Source organism: Tepidiphilus olei (assembly GCF_006980705.1).
Lineage (GTDB): Bacteria > Pseudomonadota > Gammaproteobacteria > Burkholderiales > Rhodocyclaceae > Tepidiphilus > Tepidiphilus olei.
In genome coordinates this window covers 42,504-57,529 of the sequence record NZ_SBHO01000008.1, presented here as the reverse complement: position 1 = coordinate 57,529, position 15,026 = coordinate 42,504, and the positions used below count along the sequence as shown (strand labels likewise).

General features: G+C 63.2%; 16 protein-coding genes and 1 tRNA gene. All 17 read right to left on the bottom strand.

The window, feature by feature from the left end; translation table 11 throughout:
• Positions 1-13 precede the first annotated feature (13 nt).
• The 17 genes from nuoK to ftsH all read right to left on the bottom strand — a co-directional run bounded on the left by nuoK (position 14) and on the right by ftsH (position 14,961).
• Complete coding sequence (gene nuoK / locus EPD80_RS09045; RefSeq protein WP_142805040.1) at positions 14-319, bottom strand: NADH-quinone oxidoreductase subunit NuoK; 306 nt, start codon at positions 317-319, stop codon at positions 14-16.
• A 13-nt stretch (positions 320-332) separates the two neighbouring features.
• The gene (locus EPD80_RS09040; RefSeq protein ID WP_142805039.1) at positions 333-929 is read right to left on the bottom strand and encodes an NADH-quinone oxidoreductase subunit J; all 597 of its coding nucleotides are present in this window, start codon (positions 927-929) and stop codon (positions 333-335) included.
• A 19-nt stretch (positions 930-948) separates the two neighbouring features.
• Positions 949-1,434 carry an NADH-quinone oxidoreductase subunit NuoI gene (nuoI, locus tag EPD80_RS09035; protein WP_028874905.1) on the bottom strand — a complete coding sequence of 162 codons (486 nt, stop codon included), beginning with the start codon at positions 1,432-1,434 and terminating at the stop codon, positions 949-951.
• A gap of 10 nt (positions 1,435-1,444) precedes the next feature.
• On the bottom strand, positions 1,445-2,494 hold the full coding sequence (nuoH, locus tag EPD80_RS09030; RefSeq protein WP_142811300.1) for an NADH-quinone oxidoreductase subunit NuoH: 1,050 nt from the start codon (positions 2,492-2,494) through the stop codon (positions 1,445-1,447).
• On the bottom strand, positions 2,494-4,806 hold the full coding sequence (nuoG, locus tag EPD80_RS09025; protein WP_142811217.1) for an NADH-quinone oxidoreductase subunit NuoG: 2,313 nt from the start codon (positions 4,804-4,806) through the stop codon (positions 2,494-2,496). The genes nuoH and nuoG overlap by 1 nt, the downstream gene beginning before the upstream one ends.
• On the bottom strand, positions 4,800-6,119 hold the full coding sequence (gene nuoF / locus EPD80_RS09020; RefSeq protein WP_185957756.1) for an NADH-quinone oxidoreductase subunit NuoF: 1,320 nt from the start codon (positions 6,117-6,119) through the stop codon (positions 4,800-4,802). The genes nuoG and nuoF overlap by 7 nt, the downstream gene beginning before the upstream one ends.
• Positions 6,116-6,595, bottom strand: coding sequence for an NADH-quinone oxidoreductase subunit NuoE (gene nuoE / locus EPD80_RS09015; RefSeq protein WP_142811215.1), 480 nt, complete (start codon positions 6,593-6,595; stop codon positions 6,116-6,118). The genes nuoF and nuoE overlap by 4 nt, the downstream gene beginning before the upstream one ends.
• A 20-nt stretch (positions 6,596-6,615) precedes the next feature.
• Complete coding sequence (locus EPD80_RS09010) at positions 6,616-7,869, bottom strand: NADH-quinone oxidoreductase subunit D (RefSeq protein WP_142811214.1); 1,254 nt, start codon at positions 7,867-7,869, stop codon at positions 6,616-6,618.
• Complete coding sequence (locus tag EPD80_RS09005) at positions 7,862-8,464, bottom strand: NADH-quinone oxidoreductase subunit C (protein ID WP_142811211.1); 603 nt, start codon at positions 8,462-8,464, stop codon at positions 7,862-7,864. Before EPD80_RS09005 ends, EPD80_RS09010 begins: the two co-directional genes overlap by 8 nt.
• Positions 8,465-8,480: 16 nt before the next feature.
• A complete protein-coding gene (locus EPD80_RS09000) occupies positions 8,481-8,957 on the bottom strand; it encodes a NuoB/complex I 20 kDa subunit family protein (RefSeq protein ID WP_142805034.1) in 477 nt (158 codons plus the stop codon).
• A 4-nt stretch (positions 8,958-8,961) separates the two neighbouring features.
• Positions 8,962-9,336 carry an NADH-quinone oxidoreductase subunit A gene (locus tag EPD80_RS08995; RefSeq protein ID WP_142805033.1) on the bottom strand — a complete coding sequence of 125 codons (375 nt, stop codon included), beginning with the start codon at positions 9,334-9,336 and terminating at the stop codon, positions 8,962-8,964.
• A gap of 160 nt (positions 9,337-9,496) precedes the next feature.
• Positions 9,497-9,581 (bottom strand) — tRNA-Leu (locus EPD80_RS08990).
• A 56-nt stretch (positions 9,582-9,637) separates the two neighbouring features.
• Positions 9,638-9,985, bottom strand: a complete 348-nt coding sequence (gene secG, locus EPD80_RS08985) for a preprotein translocase subunit SecG (protein WP_142805032.1) — start codon at positions 9,983-9,985, stop codon at positions 9,638-9,640.
• 9 nt (positions 9,986-9,994) lie between these two features.
• Complete coding sequence (gene tpiA / locus EPD80_RS08980) at positions 9,995-10,756, bottom strand: triose-phosphate isomerase (RefSeq protein ID WP_142805031.1); 762 nt, start codon at positions 10,754-10,756, stop codon at positions 9,995-9,997.
• Entirely contained in the window at positions 10,753-12,138 is a 1,386-nt protein-coding gene (glmM, locus tag EPD80_RS08975; protein WP_142811209.1) for a phosphoglucosamine mutase, read from the bottom strand. Before glmM ends, tpiA begins: the two co-directional genes overlap by 4 nt.
• A gap of 58 nt (positions 12,139-12,196) precedes the next feature.
• Complete coding sequence (folP, locus tag EPD80_RS08970) at positions 12,197-13,042, bottom strand: dihydropteroate synthase (protein ID WP_142811207.1); 846 nt, start codon at positions 13,040-13,042, stop codon at positions 12,197-12,199.
• The gene (gene ftsH, locus EPD80_RS08965; RefSeq protein WP_142805028.1) at positions 13,042-14,961 is read right to left on the bottom strand and encodes an ATP-dependent zinc metalloprotease FtsH; all 1,920 of its coding nucleotides are present in this window, start codon (positions 14,959-14,961) and stop codon (positions 13,042-13,044) included. Before ftsH ends, folP begins: the two co-directional genes overlap by 1 nt.
• Between the last annotated feature and the right edge of the window lie 65 nt (positions 14,962-15,026).

The following is a 15,026-nucleotide window of genomic DNA, read 5'->3' as shown; positions in this document are numbered from 1 at the left end:
GCGCTCATCGCAATCAACCCTTCAGTTGGTCGAGGTCATCGACGTGGATGGAGCGGCGGTTGCGGAACAGCACCACCAGGATCGCCAGCCCGATCGCGGCCTCGGCCGCCGCCACCGTCAGGATGAAGAAGACGAAGATCTGTCCATGGATGTCTCCCAGGTAGCGGGAAAAAGCCACGAAATTCGTATTCACCGCCAGCAGCATCAACTCGATGGCCATCAACAACACGATCAGGTTCTTGCGGTTGAGGAAAATTCCGACCACGCTGATCGCGAACAGGATGGCGCCGAACACCAAATAATGGGACAAAGTCAGCATGATGTCTCCCCGCTCACTCTTTTTCTGCGGGCATGGAGATCACCCGCAACCGATCGGCTGCTTTCACCTTCACCTGTTCGGCCGGATCGAGATAACGCACGTCCTTGCGCTTGCGCAGCGTCAGGCTCACCGCAGCCACCATCGCCACGAGCAGGATCATCGCCGCCAGCTCGAAGGGATAGGAATAGAGGGTGTAGAGCACTCGACCGATCGATTCGGTATTGCTCGCATCGGTTGGCAAGGCGGGTGGAGAGGAAGCCTGGCGGAAGACATCTCCCGTGAGCACGAGCAGCATCTCGACTACCAGCACCGCCGCCACCAACAAACCCAGCGGTAGGTTGGACCAGAATCCCTCGCGCAAACGATCGACGTTGATGTCGAGCATCATTACGACGAAGAGGAAGAGCACCATCACGGCGCCCACATAGACGAGCACCAAGGTGATGGCCAGGAATTCTGCCTCGAGCAAGAGCCAGATCGCCGCGGAAGAGAAGAAAACGAGCACCAGGCACAGGGCGGCATGCACCGGATTACGCACCAGAATCACCCCTAGGGCTGCGGCTACCGCGATCGCGCCAAAGAGATAAAAAACGACGGTTTGGAATTCCATGGCCTGTCCTTTTCCCGGCTCAACGATACTTCGCGTCGGCCGCACGATCGGCAGCGATCTGCGCTTCGTACTTGTCGCCCACTGCCAGCAGCATCTGCTTGGTGTAATAGAGATCGCCGCGCTGCTCCCCGTGGTACTCGAACACCCGCGTCTCGACGATGGCATCCACGGGGCAGGCCTCCTCACAAAAGCCGCAGAAGATGCACTTGGTCAGGTCGATGTCGTAGCGCGTGGTACGGCGCGAGCCATCGGCACGCGGCTCGGCCTCGATGGTGATGGCCATGGCCGGGCAGATCGCCTCGCACAGCTTACAGGCGATGCAGCGCTCTTCGCCGTTGGGATAGCGACGCAGCGCGTGCAACCCGCGAAAACGAGGACTCTGCGGCGTGCGCTCTTCGGGATATTGCACCGTGATCTTGCGGGCGAAAAAGTGCCGCCCGGTCACGGCGAGCCCTTTGAAGAGCTCTTTGAGGAACAAGGTTCCGATCAGGTTGTGCGCGCCCATCGTATTCTCCTCAGCGCCAGATCGACAGTGGCGAGAGCAGCCACACCGTCACCACGAACAGCCAGATCAAGGTGATCGGGACGAAGACCTTCCACCCCAGACGCATGATATGGTCATAACGGAACCGCGGGAAGGTGGCGCGGAACCACAGAAAGAGGAAGAGGAACACCGCCGCCTTGATGAGCAGCCAGTGCAGGCCGTCGGGCAGGAAACCCACCGGAGAGAGCCAGCCCCCGAAGAAGAAGATCGAGGTGAGGAAAGAAACCAGGATCATGTTGGCGTATTCGGCGAGGAAGAAGAGCGCGAACGCCATCCCCGAATACTCCACCATGTGCCCGGCCACGATCTCGGATTCACCCTCGACCACGTCGAAGGGTGCACGGTTGGTCTCGGCCACGCCCGAGATGAAATACACCACCGCGAGCGGCAAGAGCGGCAGCCAGTTCCAGGACAGGAACCCCAAGCCCATCTCGGCGAACCGACCCTGAGCCTGTGAATGCACGATATCGATGAAATTGAGGCTACCGGCCACGAGCAGCACCGAGATCAGGCCGAACCCCATCGCCACTTCGTAGGAAACCATCTGGGCCGAGGCGCGCATCGCTCCGAGAAACGGATATTTGGAGTTCGAGGCCCAGCCCGCGATGATCACCCCGTAGACTTCCAATGACGTAACGGCCAAGACGAAGAGGACACCCGCGTTGAGGTTGGCGATCCACGTGTTCTCGCCGAAAGGAATCGCCACCCAGGCGAGCAGGGCCGGTGTGAGCGCCATGATCGGACCGATCACGTACAGCCCTTTGTTCGCCTGGGTCGGGAAAATCACTTCCTTGAAAAGGAGTTTCAAGGCGTCAGCGATCGGTTGCAACCACCCCTTGGGGCCGACACGGTTCGGACCGATGCGCACCTGCATGTAGCCGATGACTTTGCGCTCGGCAAAGGTCAGGTACGCCACCGCCAGCATCAAGGGGATGAGAAGGGCGATGATCTTCAATAACACCCAAACCGCCGGCCAAGTCGGGCCGAACCACGTCGCGAGAGTTTGCCACGTCGCTTCCATCATGCACGCTCCACAGTCAGCACCGCCCATGGATGCCCTGCCCGGGCAAACGTCTCGTCACAGGCAAGCAACACGGCGCCCGGCGGCACCCCGGCATCGAGCGCCGCCTCGGCCACACACCCCATTCCCACACCGATCCGATCCCCTTCGGCCACGTTCAGCGCCCGAGCCGTATCCGGATGCAGACGCGCCATGCGCAGACGGCGCGCTTCCGCCGTCTGCTGCAACGGCGGGGAACGGCGCACGATCGGATCACGCGCGTAAGGATGCACGAGCGGGATACGCTCCACACCTTCGCCGGAAGGCCACGTCGCCGCGCTGAAACCGGAGACCCCCGTGCGCGCGAGACGCGTCTGCCAGCCCGAGGGAAGGGCCTCGGCCGTCACTTCCTCCGAGCTCTGCTGGGCGAACCCTTGGAGCTCGAGCATCGCACCGAGCGCACGCAGCACTTTCCACGCCGGGCGGGTCTCCCCCTTGGGGCGCACCACGGCGGTGAAGGACTGCGCCATGCCTGCGAGATTGACGAAGGTGCCGGACGTCTCGGTGAAGGGCGCCACCGGCAGCAACACGTCGGCACGGGCACGTAACGCCTCTCCGGCATAGGACGTGAGGGCCACCACGGTGCGGGCACGCTCGAAAGCCGCCTGGGCTGCCATCTCGTCGGCAAAGTCTTCCGGCTCCAGGTGCAGCAACAGGTAGGCCGAGCGCGGCTGCGCGAGCGAAGCGAGTGCCGTCTCGGCGCCGATCGCCCCCACGAGCTGCGCCCCGACGGCATTCGCCCCGGCCGGCAACCAGCCGAGCGTCGCGCCGGAAATCTGGGCCAATTCCGTGGCAAGGGACTCGATCGCTGCCGCATCCGGATGCGCCAGGGCAAGCGCCCCGAGCCAGATCGCTCGCCGCTCACCCGAAAGCAGCTGCCGAGCGATTGCCCGTTCCGCTTCATTGGGCGCAGCAGCCTCTCCGGCTGCGCTCGGCACCGCCACACCTTTCGCTTCGGCCGCGGCACGCACCACGGCAGCAAGGCGGGCGACGAATTCACTGGGTTTGGCCACGAGCCGCGGCGCGACCGGCAGGCGCCAGTCGTCGGCGACGAAATCGAGCGCAGCCACCTCGAGCCCGCGTTTGGCCGCCTGCCGCACGCGGTGCGCGAGGAGCGGCAGATCCTGGCGCAAGGCGGAACCGATCACGAAGAGGCGATCGAGCGCCGCGACGTCGGCATACTCCATGCCGAGCCAGGCGACAGCGCCGCGGGCGGCATCGGCTCTGGCATCCAGCCGATCGGGACGCGCATCGACCAGCCCCACCCCCAGAGCTTCACCCAGGCGTTTGAGCAGATGGAGCTCCTCGACGGTGGCCATGGGGTGCGCAAGGAAGGCCACCTGCCGTGCCCCCTCCTCGTCGATGACGCTCTTGAGGCGATTGACCGCCACTTCGAGCGCCGTCGCCCAATCGACTTCCACCCATTGGCCGTCGCGCTTGACGAGCGGAGTCGTGAGCCGGTCGGCCGCTTCGAGCCCGGGATAGGCGAAACGGTCGCGGTCGGAGAGCCAGCATTCGTTGATCGCTTCGGTATCGAGCGGCAACACCCGCTTGACCACGTCGTGGCGCGACTGCACGATCAGGTTGGAACCGAAACCGTCGTGCGGGCTCACCGAGCGGCGACGGGTGAGTTCCCAGGTACGCGCCCGGTAGAGGAAGGGCTTGGACGTGAGCGCCCCGACCGGGCAGAGGTCGATGATGTTGCCCGAGAGCTCGGAGTCGATCGTGCGCCCGAGGAAGGGCATGATCTCGGCCCGCTCGCCGCGGAACGCCTGCCCCATTTCCTGATAGCCGCCGATCTCGTCGAGGAAACGTACGCAGCGGGTACAGTTGATGCAGCGCGTCATGAACGTCTGCACCAGGGGCCCGAGGTCTTTTTCGTGCACCACGCGCTTTTCTTCGTCGTAGCGCGAGGCGCTCTGACCATAGCCGACGGCCAGATCCTGCAGCTGACACTCCCCCCCCTGGTCGCAGATCGGGCAGTCGAGAGGGTGATTGATGAGGAGAAACTCCATCACCCCTTTCTGCGCCTTCACCGCCGCCGGCGAGTGCGTATACACCTTCATGCCGTTGGTGGCAGGCGTGGCGCAAGCCGGTAGCGGCTTGGGTGCCTTTTCCACTTGGACCAGGCACATGCGGCAGTTGGCGGCGATCGACAGTTTCTTGTGATAGCAGAAGTGCGGGATGTAGATCCCCAGCTTCTTCGCCGCATCCATCACGGTGCTGCCGTCGTCGACCTGGACCGGCTTCCCGTCGATTTCGAGTTCTAGCATGACGGCCCCACGTAGATTTCACTTCCCGCCCGCTGCACTTCGGGCGGCACCAGACACTGCTTGTGCTCGATGTGATGCTCGAATTCGCTGCGGAAGTGCTTGATGAAGCTCTGCACCGGCATCGAAGCGGCATCCCCCAGGGCACAGATGGTACGCCCCATGATGTTGCCGGTGACCGACTCGAGCAGCGCGAGATCTTCGGGCCGCCCCTGCCCGTGCTCGATGCGATGCACGACGCGGTAGAGCCAACCGGTGCCCTCACGGCAAGGGGTGCATTGCCCGCAAGATTCTTCGAAATAGAAGTAGGAGAGGCGCTCCAGGGCCTTGACCATGCAGGTGGTCTCGTCCATCACGATCACCGCGCCCGAACCGAGCATGGAGCCGGCTTTGGCGATGGAATCGTAATCCATCGTGCACTGCATCATGATCTCGGCCGGCAACACCGGGGCCGAAGAACCCCCGGGGATCACCGCCTTGAGCTTGCGGCCACCGCGCACGCCGCCGGCCATCTCCAGCAGCTCGGCGAACGGCGTACCCAGAGGCACCTCGTAGTTGCCGGGACGATTGACGTGGCCGGATACGGAGAAGATCTTCGTGCCGCCGTTGTTGGGCTTGCCCAGCTTGAGAAAAGCCTCGCCGCCCATCTGCAGGATGAAGGGGACGGAGGCGAAGGTCTCGGTGTTGTTGATCGTGGTGGGCTTGCCGTAGAGGCCGAAGCTCGCCGGAAAAGGCGGCTTGAAGCGCGGCTGCCCTTTCTTGCCTTCGATCGATTCGAGCAGCGCCGTCTCCTCGCCGCAGATGTAGGCGCCGTAGCCGTGATGGGCGTAGAGATCGAAGGAGAAATCGCTGCCGAGGATGTTCTCGCCGAGGTAGCCGGCGGCGCGGGCTTCTTCGAGCGCTTCTTCGAATCGCAGATAGACTTCGAAGATTTCGCCGTGGATGTAGTTGTACCCGCGTCGGCACCCCATGGCGTAACCCGCGATGATCATGCCCTCGATGACGGCGTGCGGGTTGTAGCGCAGGATGTCGCGATCTTTGAAAGTACCCGGCTCGCCCTCGTCGGAGTTACAGACAACGTACTTCTCGCCGGGGAACTGCCGTGGCATGAAGCTCCATTTCAGCCCGGTGGGAAAGCCGGCGCCGCCACGACCGCGCAAACCGGAAGCCTTGACTTCCTGGATCACCTGCTCCGGCGGCACTTTGTCCGTGAGGAGACGGCGCAGGGCCGAATAGCCGCCGCGCACTTCGTAGTCTTTGAGCCGCCAGGTGCGGTCGCCGTCGAGTCCCTTGAGGATCAGTCCTTGCGCGCTCATTTGGCCCTCAGCTGCTCGATGAGCTGGTCGATTTTTTCCTTCGTCATCCAGCTGCACATGTGGTGGTTGTTGACGAGCATCACGGGTGCGTCACCGCAGGCCCCCATGCACTCCCCTTCCTTGAGCGTGAAGAGGCCATCGGGCGTGGTCTCGCCGAAATCGATGCCGAGTTTTTCCTTGAGATATTCGGCGGCATGGACCCCGCCCGAGAGCGCGCACGGCAGGTTGGTGCACACGGTGATCTTGTGCTTGCCCACCGGCTCGAGATCGTACATGTTGTAGAAGCTGGCCACTTCATAGGCGGCCACCGGCGGGATCTCGAGATAGCCGGCGACGAATTCGATCGTCTCCGGGGCGAGCCACCCCTTCTCCTCCTGCGCGATGCGCAGCGCCGCCATCACCGCCGAGCGTTTCTGGCCTTCGGGGTATTTGGCGATTTCACGATCGATTTTTGCGAGCGAGTCTTGACTTAGCATGGTCGTGCGTTCTCCCCGTCTCAGCGGTCGATCTCGCCGAAGACGATGTCCATGGTCCCGATGATCGCCACCACGTCGGCGACGAGATGCCCCCGCGCCATGCGATCCATCGCCGAGAGATGCGCGAAGCCCGGCGCGCGCAGCTTGACGCGGTAGGGTTTGTTGGCGCCGTCGGAGACGGCATAGACGCCGAATTCGCCTTTGGGATGCTCGACCGCAGCATAGACTTCACCCGGCGGTACGTGAATCCCCTCGGTCATCAGCTTGAAGTGATGGATGAGTTCCTCCATCCCTTCTTTCATCCTGGCTCGTGGTGGCGGCGCGACCTTGTGGTTGTCGGTGATCACCGGACCGGGGTTCTTGCGCAGCCAGTCGATGCACTGCTTGATGATTCGGTTCGACTGGCGCATCTCTTCCATGCGCACCAAGTAGCGATCGTAGCAGTCGCCATTGGTGCCCACGGGGATGTCGAATTCGAGCTGGTCGTAGACCTCGTAGGGCTGCTTCTTGCGCAGATCCCAAGCCACACCGGAGCCACGCAACATAGGGCCGGTGAAGCCCCAGGCGAGCGCCTGCTCGGGCGAGACCACGCCGATCCCAACGGTGCGCTGCTTCCAGATGCGGTTGTCGGTGAGCAGCTCATGGTAATCGTCGAGGTATTTGGGAAAACGCTCGGTGAAATCTTCCAGGAAATCGAGCAGCGACCCTTCGCGGTTGCGGTTGAGCTCGCGTACGCGCTTCTCGTCCTTGACTTTGCTCACCTGATACTTCGGCATCTGATCGGGCAGGTCGCGATAGACGCCGCCCGGTCGGTAATAGGCAGCATGCATGCGCGCACCGGAGACCGCTTCGTACGCATCCATGAGATCCTCACGCTCACGGAAAGTGTAGAGCACCATGGTCATGGCGCCGATGTCGAGCGCGTGCGTGCCAATGTTGAGCAGGTGATTGAGGATGCGCGTGATCTCGTCGAACATCACCCGGATGTACTGGGCGCGGATTGGCACCTCGATACCCAGCAGCCGCTCGATGGCCATGCAGTATGCATGCTCATTGCACATCATCGAGACGTAGTCGAGCCGATCCATGTAGGGGACCGATTGCACCCAAGTGCGTGTCTCGGCGAGCTTTTCCGTACCACGGTGCAGCAGCCCGATGTGCGGATCGGCACGAGCGACGACTTCCCCGTCGAGCTCGAGGATGAGCCGCAGCACGCCATGCGCGGAAGGGTGCTGCGGACCGAAGTTGATGGTGTAGTTGCGAATCTCAGCCATGGTCGACGTCCCCGTAATGGGCTTCACGCACGATGCGCGGCGCATTGACGCGCGGCTCGATCGTGACGGGTTGGTAGATCACGCGGCGTAGATGGGGATCGTAGCGCATTTCGACGTGGCCGCTCACCGGGAAGTCTTTACGCAGCGGATGACCCACGAAGCCATAATCCGTGAGGATGCGCCGCAGATCGGGATGTCCATCGAAGAGAATGCCGAAGAGGTCGAAGGCCTCGCGCTCATACCAGTCGACACTGGGCCAGACCTCGATCACGGACGGAATCAGAGGAAACTCGTCGTCTTCGGCGAAGACCTTGACGCGCAGACGCACGTTGTGCTGCAAGGAGAGCAAATGAACGGCCACGGCGTAGCGATGACCAGGCCACGGGCGATTACCATAGGTGGAATAATCCAGCCCCGAGAGGTCGATGAGCTGCTCGAAAGCCAGCTCGGGATGATCCCGCAGCAACTGGGCCACGAGGGGATAGTCGGCAACGCTCACGCGCAAGGTCACCTCGCCGCGGTCGAGGAGCACCTCGAGCGCTTTGTCGCCGAGCACCTCCTGTAGCGTTTGCGCCAAACGTTCGATGCGACTCATGCTGGGTCTCCGGGGCTCAACGCGCGATGGTCGATGTGCGCTTGATCTTGTTCTGCAGCTGGATGATGCCGTAGAGCAGGGCCTCGGCGGTGGGCGGACAACCCGGCACGTAGATATCGACGGGAACGATGCGGTCACAGCCGCGCACCACCGAGTACGAATAATGGTAGTAGCCCCCGCCGTTGGCGCAGGAACCCATGGAGATCACCCAGCGCGGCTCGGGCATTTGATCGTACACCTTACGCAGTGCCGGGGCCATCTTGTTGCACAGCGTGCCGGCGACGATCATCACGTCGGACTGGCGCGGGCTGGGACGGAAGACGACGCCGAAGCGGTCGAGATCGTAGCGCGAGCAGCCGGCGTGGATCATCTCGACGGCGCAGCAGGCCAGACCAAACGTCATGGGCCACAGCGAACCGGTGCGGGTCCAGTTGAGGACCGTGTCGAGCGAAGTGGTGAGAAACCCCTCGCGCATGACGCCTTCGATGCTCATCGTTTCACTCCCAGTCGAGTGCGCCGTTCTTCCACTCGACGATGTAGCCGATCACCAGCACCGCAAGGAAAACCATGACGGTGCCAAACACATAGAACGCGTGTGCCCCCTCGGCGATCATGTCTTTGAAGACCACCGCCCAAGGGAAGAGGAAAGCGATTTCCAGGTCGAACAGGATGAAGAGGATCGCGATGAGGTAATAGCGCACGTCGAAGCGGATGCGCGCATCCTCGAACGGCTCGAAACCGCACTCGTAAGGCGAAAGTTTTTCCGGATCAGGACGACTCGGTCCGAGCAAACGCCCGAGAAGGAGAGGCGCCATGCTAAAGAGCAGCGCAACGACGAGAAACACGAATACCGGGAAATAATTCTCGACCATGATCACCTCTCGGCTGCCCAATCCGCCCGGAACACTGGTCCATCATAGCGCAAAAAATCTCGCGATTCAGGACTCGGACGAACAAGAACCTGGTGCCGTCGTAGTTATTTATTTATCATAGATTCGACGAAAAAAAAGCAGCGATTTTTCAGCTGCTTTCTGGTGCCGACGGTGAGACTCGAACTCACACGGCTTGCGCCACCACCCCCTCAAGATGGCGTGTCTACCAATTCCACCACGTCGGCTTGCGTAATTCGTAAATTATAACGCAAAGAGACGATTTTTTGCAAGCGGCTCTTCTTTATTGTGGCACGGCCGGTGCTTGAGAACCGGGCACGGGAGCACTCGGTTGCGGCAGCGCTTCGACCGGCGCCGCCTCCATGACGCTGCCGCTGCCTTGCTCGAGGCGCTGACTGGCCAAATACGTCAAAGCCAAGCTTGTCAAGAAAAACAGCGTTGCGAGCACCGCGGTGGTACGGCTGAGGAAATTCGCCCCGCCGCTCGCCCCGAAGAGACTGGCCGAAGAGCCACCTCCGAAGGCAGCCCCTGCGTCGGCCCCTTTCCCCCGCTGGAGCAGCACCAAAGCGATCAAGGCGACCGCAATCAAGACATGGACCGTCAATATGACCGAAAACCAGACTCCCGACATTCTCTTCTCCTAACTTCCTTGCACCGCACGCGCGGCCGCCGCTGCGATGGCAGCGAATTCTCCGACGACACGGGAGGCCGCACCGACGAGCACGCCGTCGCACCCCGGAACGGCGAAAATACTCTGAGCATTGTCCGCCTTGACGCTGCCGCCATAGAGAAGCACGAGATCGCGCTGCGGCACACCCAACGCCACCAGCTGCCGGCGCAAAAACGCATGCGCCTCGGCGATGTCCCGTGGCTCAGCACTGCGCCCGGTGCCGATCGCCCAGACCGGTTCGTACGCAAACCAGGCGCGGGCGCATTTATCGACTCCGAGCCGAGTGACGAGCGCCCTCACCTGCCCCTCGAGCATCTCGCGCCAAGCGCCAGACTCACGTTCGGCGAGCGTCTCGCCGACGCAGACCACGGGCCGGACGTTGGCTGCCAACAAACGATCGATTTTACCAGCAATCAGCTCATCCGTCTCACCGAAATACTGACGCCGTTCCGAATGCCCGACGAGGGCATACCGGCAGCCGAATTCGGCGAGCATTCCTGCGTGGACCTCGCCCGTGTAGGCGCCGGCACCAAACGGACTGACGTTCTGCGCCCCCCAGCCGATCTCCGTGCCTTCCAGTATCGCTTTCGCCTGGGGCAGATACGGATAAGGGACGCATACACCGAGTTCCACGCCGGCAGCAGGAGCATGCTGGGCGAGCGCAGTGAGCAGCACGACGTTACTGGCCGTATCGCCGACCGACTTCCAGTTGCCGAGTACGATTTTCTTCATGGATTACCCCCCGAGTGCATCGATGCGCTTTCCGTGGCGAGCGACGACTCGATCGCCGCTGCAAGCGCATCGGCCCAACGCTGTACGAGCGAGGCATCGCGCCCTTCCACCATGACGCGCAACAACGGCTCGGTTCCCGAGGGGCGCAACAGGATGCGCCCTTGCGCGGCCAGTTCGGCCTCGGCGGCGCGGCAAGCGGCGAGCACCCCGGGATGGTCCTTCCAGTCATAGCCGCGCGGTACCGAGACATTGCGCAGCACCTGGGGGTAGCGCACGAGGTCGGCGCAGGCTTGCGCCAGGGTCTCACCGCGGCGGCGCAAAGCGGCCAAGACCTGCAAGGCGCTGATGATACCGTCGCCCGTGGTATGTACGCCGAGGCACAGCAAATGCCCAGAACTCTCGCCGCCGTACTCCCACCCACGCTCGCGCAGCGCCTCCGCGACGTAGCGATCGCCGACCTTGGTGCGCTCGAATCGCACCCCGAGTCTGTGCACGGCGTGCTCCAGCCCCAGGTTCGACATCAGCGTACCGACCACTCCGCCGAGGCGCTGCCCTGCCAGCACACGATCGCGCACGATCACGTAGAGGAGCGCATCGCCATCGTAGAGGCGTGCTTCGGCGTCGGCCATGATCACCCGATCGCCATCGCCGTCGAAGGCGATGCCCAAGTCGGCACGGTGCGCTCGTACCATGGCCTGCAGGTATTCGGGATGCGTCGCCCCGACGCCCTCGTTGATGTTGAATCCGTTGGGCTGATTGGCGAGCGCCACCACCTCGGCGCCGAGTTCGTGGAACACCGCCGGAGCGACCTGATAGGCGGCGCCGTGGGCGCAATCCAGTACCAGACGCAGCCCATCGAGCGACATCGAAGCGGGGAAAGTACTCTTGCAGAATTCGATGTAGCGCCCCGCGGCATCGTCCAAGCGCCTGGCACGTCCCAGCTCGTGCGCTTCGCGGCAAACGAGAGGCGATTCGACCGTCGCTTCGATCTCGGCCTCCAATTCATCGGGCAGTTTCTCGCCATTCGGGCCGAAAAACTTGATCCCGTTGTCGGGATAGGGATTGTGCGAGGCGCTCACCACGATTCCTGCCTCCAAGCGCAAGGCGCGGGTGAGATAAGCCACCCCAGGCGTGGGCAAGGGGCCACACAGCACCACGTCGACGCCGGCCGCCGACAAACCGGCCTCGAGAGCCGACTCGATCATGTAGCCGGAGATGCGCGTATCCTTGCCGATGAGTACCGCCGCCCGCTTGGCGCCACCGTGCGCGTGACGCGCGAGCACCCGCCCGGCGGCATGCCCGAGCTTGAGGACGAACTCCGGCGACATCAGCGGCTCGCCGACGCGCGCGCGAATCCCGTCGGTACCGAAATAACGACCCATTCTTAGACCCTATGCTGCGCAGGGTGCGAATTGTCGCACGAAATCAGGGGAAAAAGGCTCAGACCGTCGTTGCGTCGCCAGAAGAGGGCCCGAGCGCGCGCAGGATTTCACGGGCATCGACCGTGGCGGCCACGTCGTGTACGCGCACGATGGCGGCGCCATGAACCCAGGCGAGCACGGCGGCCGCGAGGCTGCCGGCGAGCCGCTCGCCCACGGGCCGGCCCGTGATCTGGCCGATCATGGTTTTGCGCGACACCCCCACCAGGAGCGGCTGGCGCGCCGCCAAGCGCGGCAGGGCGCGAAAGAGCGCCGCGTTGTGCTCCAGCGTCTTGCCAAAACCAAACCCCGGGTCCCAAAGGATGCGCTCGCGCGCCACGCCCGCCGCCTGCAGCGCCGCGGTTCGTTCTTCGAGGAATTCCTCGACCTCGGCGAGCACGTCCGTATAGACGGGAGAGTGCTGCATGGTGCGCGGCTCGCCTTTCATGTGCATGACGCACAAGGCGCAGTCGCTGGCGGCCACCGCCTCGATGGCGCCGGGCAGGCGGAATCCGGCCACGTCGTTGATGAGATCGGCCCCCACGCGCAGCACCTCGCGCATCACTTCGGGTTTCATGGTGTCGACCGACAGCGGCACCGGCGCCCCTTTCAGGGCTTCCAGCACCGGCAGCAAGCGCTCGAGCTCCTGCTCGGCCGGCACGGGTTCGGCCCCGGGGCGCGTCGATTCCGCGCCGAAATCGAGCAGATCGACCCCAGCCGCGATGAAGGCCTCAGCCTGGCGCAGCGCCCGATCGCGCTGCGCGCCGAGCCCGTCGCCGGAGAAGGAATCCTCGGTGAGATTGACGATGCCCATCACTTTCGGCTCGGAGAGATCGAGCCGAAAGCGCCCCGCCTGCAGCCACCGCATCACACCACCGGTTCGGGCGAATCAGGCGCCGCTCCGGGCTTGGGCTCGCTCGCTGGACCAGACGCGCCACCGCGTGGAGAGGCGCCCATGTCACCCCGATCCTTGGGGGGACGAGGCGGGCGACCGGCCATGATGTCGTCGATCTGCTCGGCATCCAGCGTTTCATATTCCAGAAGGGCCTGGGCGAGCGCCTCGACCTTGTCGCGGTTCTCTTCGATGAGGCGCCGCGCAAGCGCATATTGCTCGTCGATGATGCGCCGGATCTCGGCGTCGACTTTCTGCATCGTGGCCTCGGAAACGTTGCGGTGGGTGGTCACCGAACGTCCCAGGAAGATCTCGCCTTCTTCCTCTCCATAGACCATCGGACCGAGCGCGTCGGACATGCCCCACTGCGTGACCATCTTGCGGGCGATGTCGGTGGCGCGCTGGAAGTCGTTGGAGGCTCCGGTGGTCATCTGGTGCATGAAGATTTCTTCGCAGATACGCCCGCCGAAGAGCACGGCGATCATCTGCAGCAAACGCTCCTTGTCCTGGCTGTAGCGATCCCCCTCGGGCAGCTGCATGGTCACGCCCAGAGCGCGGCCGCGCGGGATGATGGTGACCTTGTGCACCGGGTCGGTCTTGTCGAGGAGCTTGGCCACCACGGCGTGCCCGGCTTCGTGATAGGCCGTGTTGCGCCGTTCTTCCTCGGACATGATGAGGGAGCGCCGTTCGGCCCCCATCATGATTTTGTCCTTGGCTCGCTCGAAGTCGTCCATGTCGACGAGGCGTTTGTTGCTGCGCGCGGCAAAGAGCGCCGCCTCATTGACCAAGTTGGCGAGATCCGCACCCGAAAATCCCGGCGTGCCACGAGCGAGGATGGAGGGGTCTACATCGGGTGCGATCGGAACTTTGCGCATGTGCACCTTGAGGATCTGCTCGCGGCCACGTACGTCGGGCAACGACACCACCACCTGCCGGTCGAAGCGCCCCGGGCGTAGCAGCGCGGGATCGAGCACGTCGGGACGGTTGGTGGCGGCGATCACGATGATGCCGCTCGCACCCTCGAACCCGTCCATTTCGACGAGCAGCTGGTTGAGCGTCTGCTCGCGCTCGTCGTTGCCCCCGCCGAGCCCAGCACCGCGCTGGCGGCCCACGGCGTCGATCTCGTCGATGAAGATGATGCAGGGGGCGTGTTTTTTCGCCTGTTCGAACATGTCGCGCACCCGCGCCGCCCCCACGCCGACGAACATCTCGACGAAATCCGAACCGGAGATGCTGAAGAAGGGCACCTTGGCCTCGCCGGCGATCGCTTTGGCGAGCAGCGTCTTGCCCGTACCCGGAGGGCCCACCATCAGCACGCCCTTGGGAATGCGCCCGCCGAGTTTCTGGAACTTGGTGGGATCGCGCAGGAAATCGACGAGCTCCTGCACCTCTTCCTTGGCTTCGTCACAACCGGCAACGTCGGCGAACGTCACCGTGTTGCTCGACTCGTCGAGCAAGCGCGCCCGCGACTTACCGAAGGAGAACGCCCCACCCTTGCCGCCGCCCTGCATCTGGCGCATGAAGAAAATCCACACCCCGATGAGCAGCAGCATGGGGAACCACGAAATGAGGATGTTGGTGAGCAGCGAAGGCCCTTCATCGGGTTTGGTCGCAGAGATGCGCACTCCCGCCTGCATCAGGTCGGACACCATCCAGATGTCCTGAACCCCAGGGGTATAGACGGTTATCTGGCGTCCGTCCACGGTGAGTGCCTTGACGACGCGCCCATCGATGACGGCCTTGGTGATGCGACCGGACTTCGCCTCTTCCATGAATTGGGAATATTCCATGGTATTGGCGGAAACAGGGCGCTGATCGTTGAACTGGTTGAACACCGTCATCAACACCATGCCGATGACGATCCAGATCGCGAGATTTTTGACGACGTTGTTCAAGGGACGAACTCCTAGATGATGCTACCAGTGTTGCTTCAGAGCCCATTCTAGAGGCGTTTGTTCCG

Bases quoted from the DNA above. Each gene is read 5' to 3' on its own strand.
- nuoG (WP_142811217.1), bottom strand. From the start codon at position 4,806: ATGCTAGAACTCGAAATCGACGGGAAGCCGGTCCAGGTCGACGACGGC.
- secG (WP_142805032.1), bottom strand. From the start codon at position 9,985: ATGTCGGGAGTCTGGTTTTCGGTCATATTGACGGTCCATGTCTTGATT.
- glmM (WP_142811209.1), bottom strand. From the start codon at position 12,138: ATGGGTCGTTATTTCGGTACCGACGGGATTCGCGCGCGCGTCGGCGAG.
- EPD80_RS08995 (WP_142805033.1), bottom strand. From the start codon at position 9,336: ATGGTCGAGAATTATTTCCCGGTATTCGTGTTTCTCGTCGTTGCGCTG.
- EPD80_RS09040 (WP_142805039.1), bottom strand. From the start codon at position 929: ATGGAATTCCAAACCGTCGTTTTTTATCTCTTTGGCGCGATCGCGGTA.
- nuoI (WP_028874905.1), bottom strand. From the start codon at position 1,434: ATGGGCGCGCACAACCTGATCGGAACCTTGTTCCTCAAAGAGCTCTTC.
- EPD80_RS09000 (WP_142805034.1), bottom strand. From the start codon at position 8,957: ATGAGCATCGAAGGCGTCATGCGCGAGGGGTTTCTCACCACTTCGCTC.
- nuoK (WP_142805040.1), bottom strand. From the start codon at position 319: ATGCTGACTTTGTCCCATTATTTGGTGTTCGGCGCCATCCTGTTCGCG.
- tpiA (WP_142805031.1), bottom strand. From the start codon at position 10,756: ATGAAGAAAATCGTACTCGGCAACTGGAAGTCGGTCGGCGATACGGCC.
- EPD80_RS09010 (WP_142811214.1), bottom strand. From the start codon at position 7,869: ATGGCTGAGATTCGCAACTACACCATCAACTTCGGTCCGCAGCACCCT.
- EPD80_RS09005 (WP_142811211.1), bottom strand. From the start codon at position 8,464: ATGAGTCGCATCGAACGTTTGGCGCAAACGCTACAGGAGGTGCTCGGC.
- nuoE (WP_142811215.1), bottom strand. From the start codon at position 6,595: ATGCTAAGTCAAGACTCGCTCGCAAAAATCGATCGTGAAATCGCCAAA.
- folP (WP_142811207.1), bottom strand. From the start codon at position 13,042: ATGCGGTGGCTGCAGGCGGGGCGCTTTCGGCTCGATCTCTCCGAGCCG.
- nuoH (WP_142811300.1), bottom strand. From the start codon at position 2,494: ATGGAAGCGACGTGGCAAACTCTCGCGACGTGGTTCGGCCCGACTTGG.
- nuoF (WP_185957756.1), bottom strand. From the start codon at position 6,119: ATGAGCGCGCAAGGACTGATCCTCAAGGGACTCGACGGCGACCGCACC.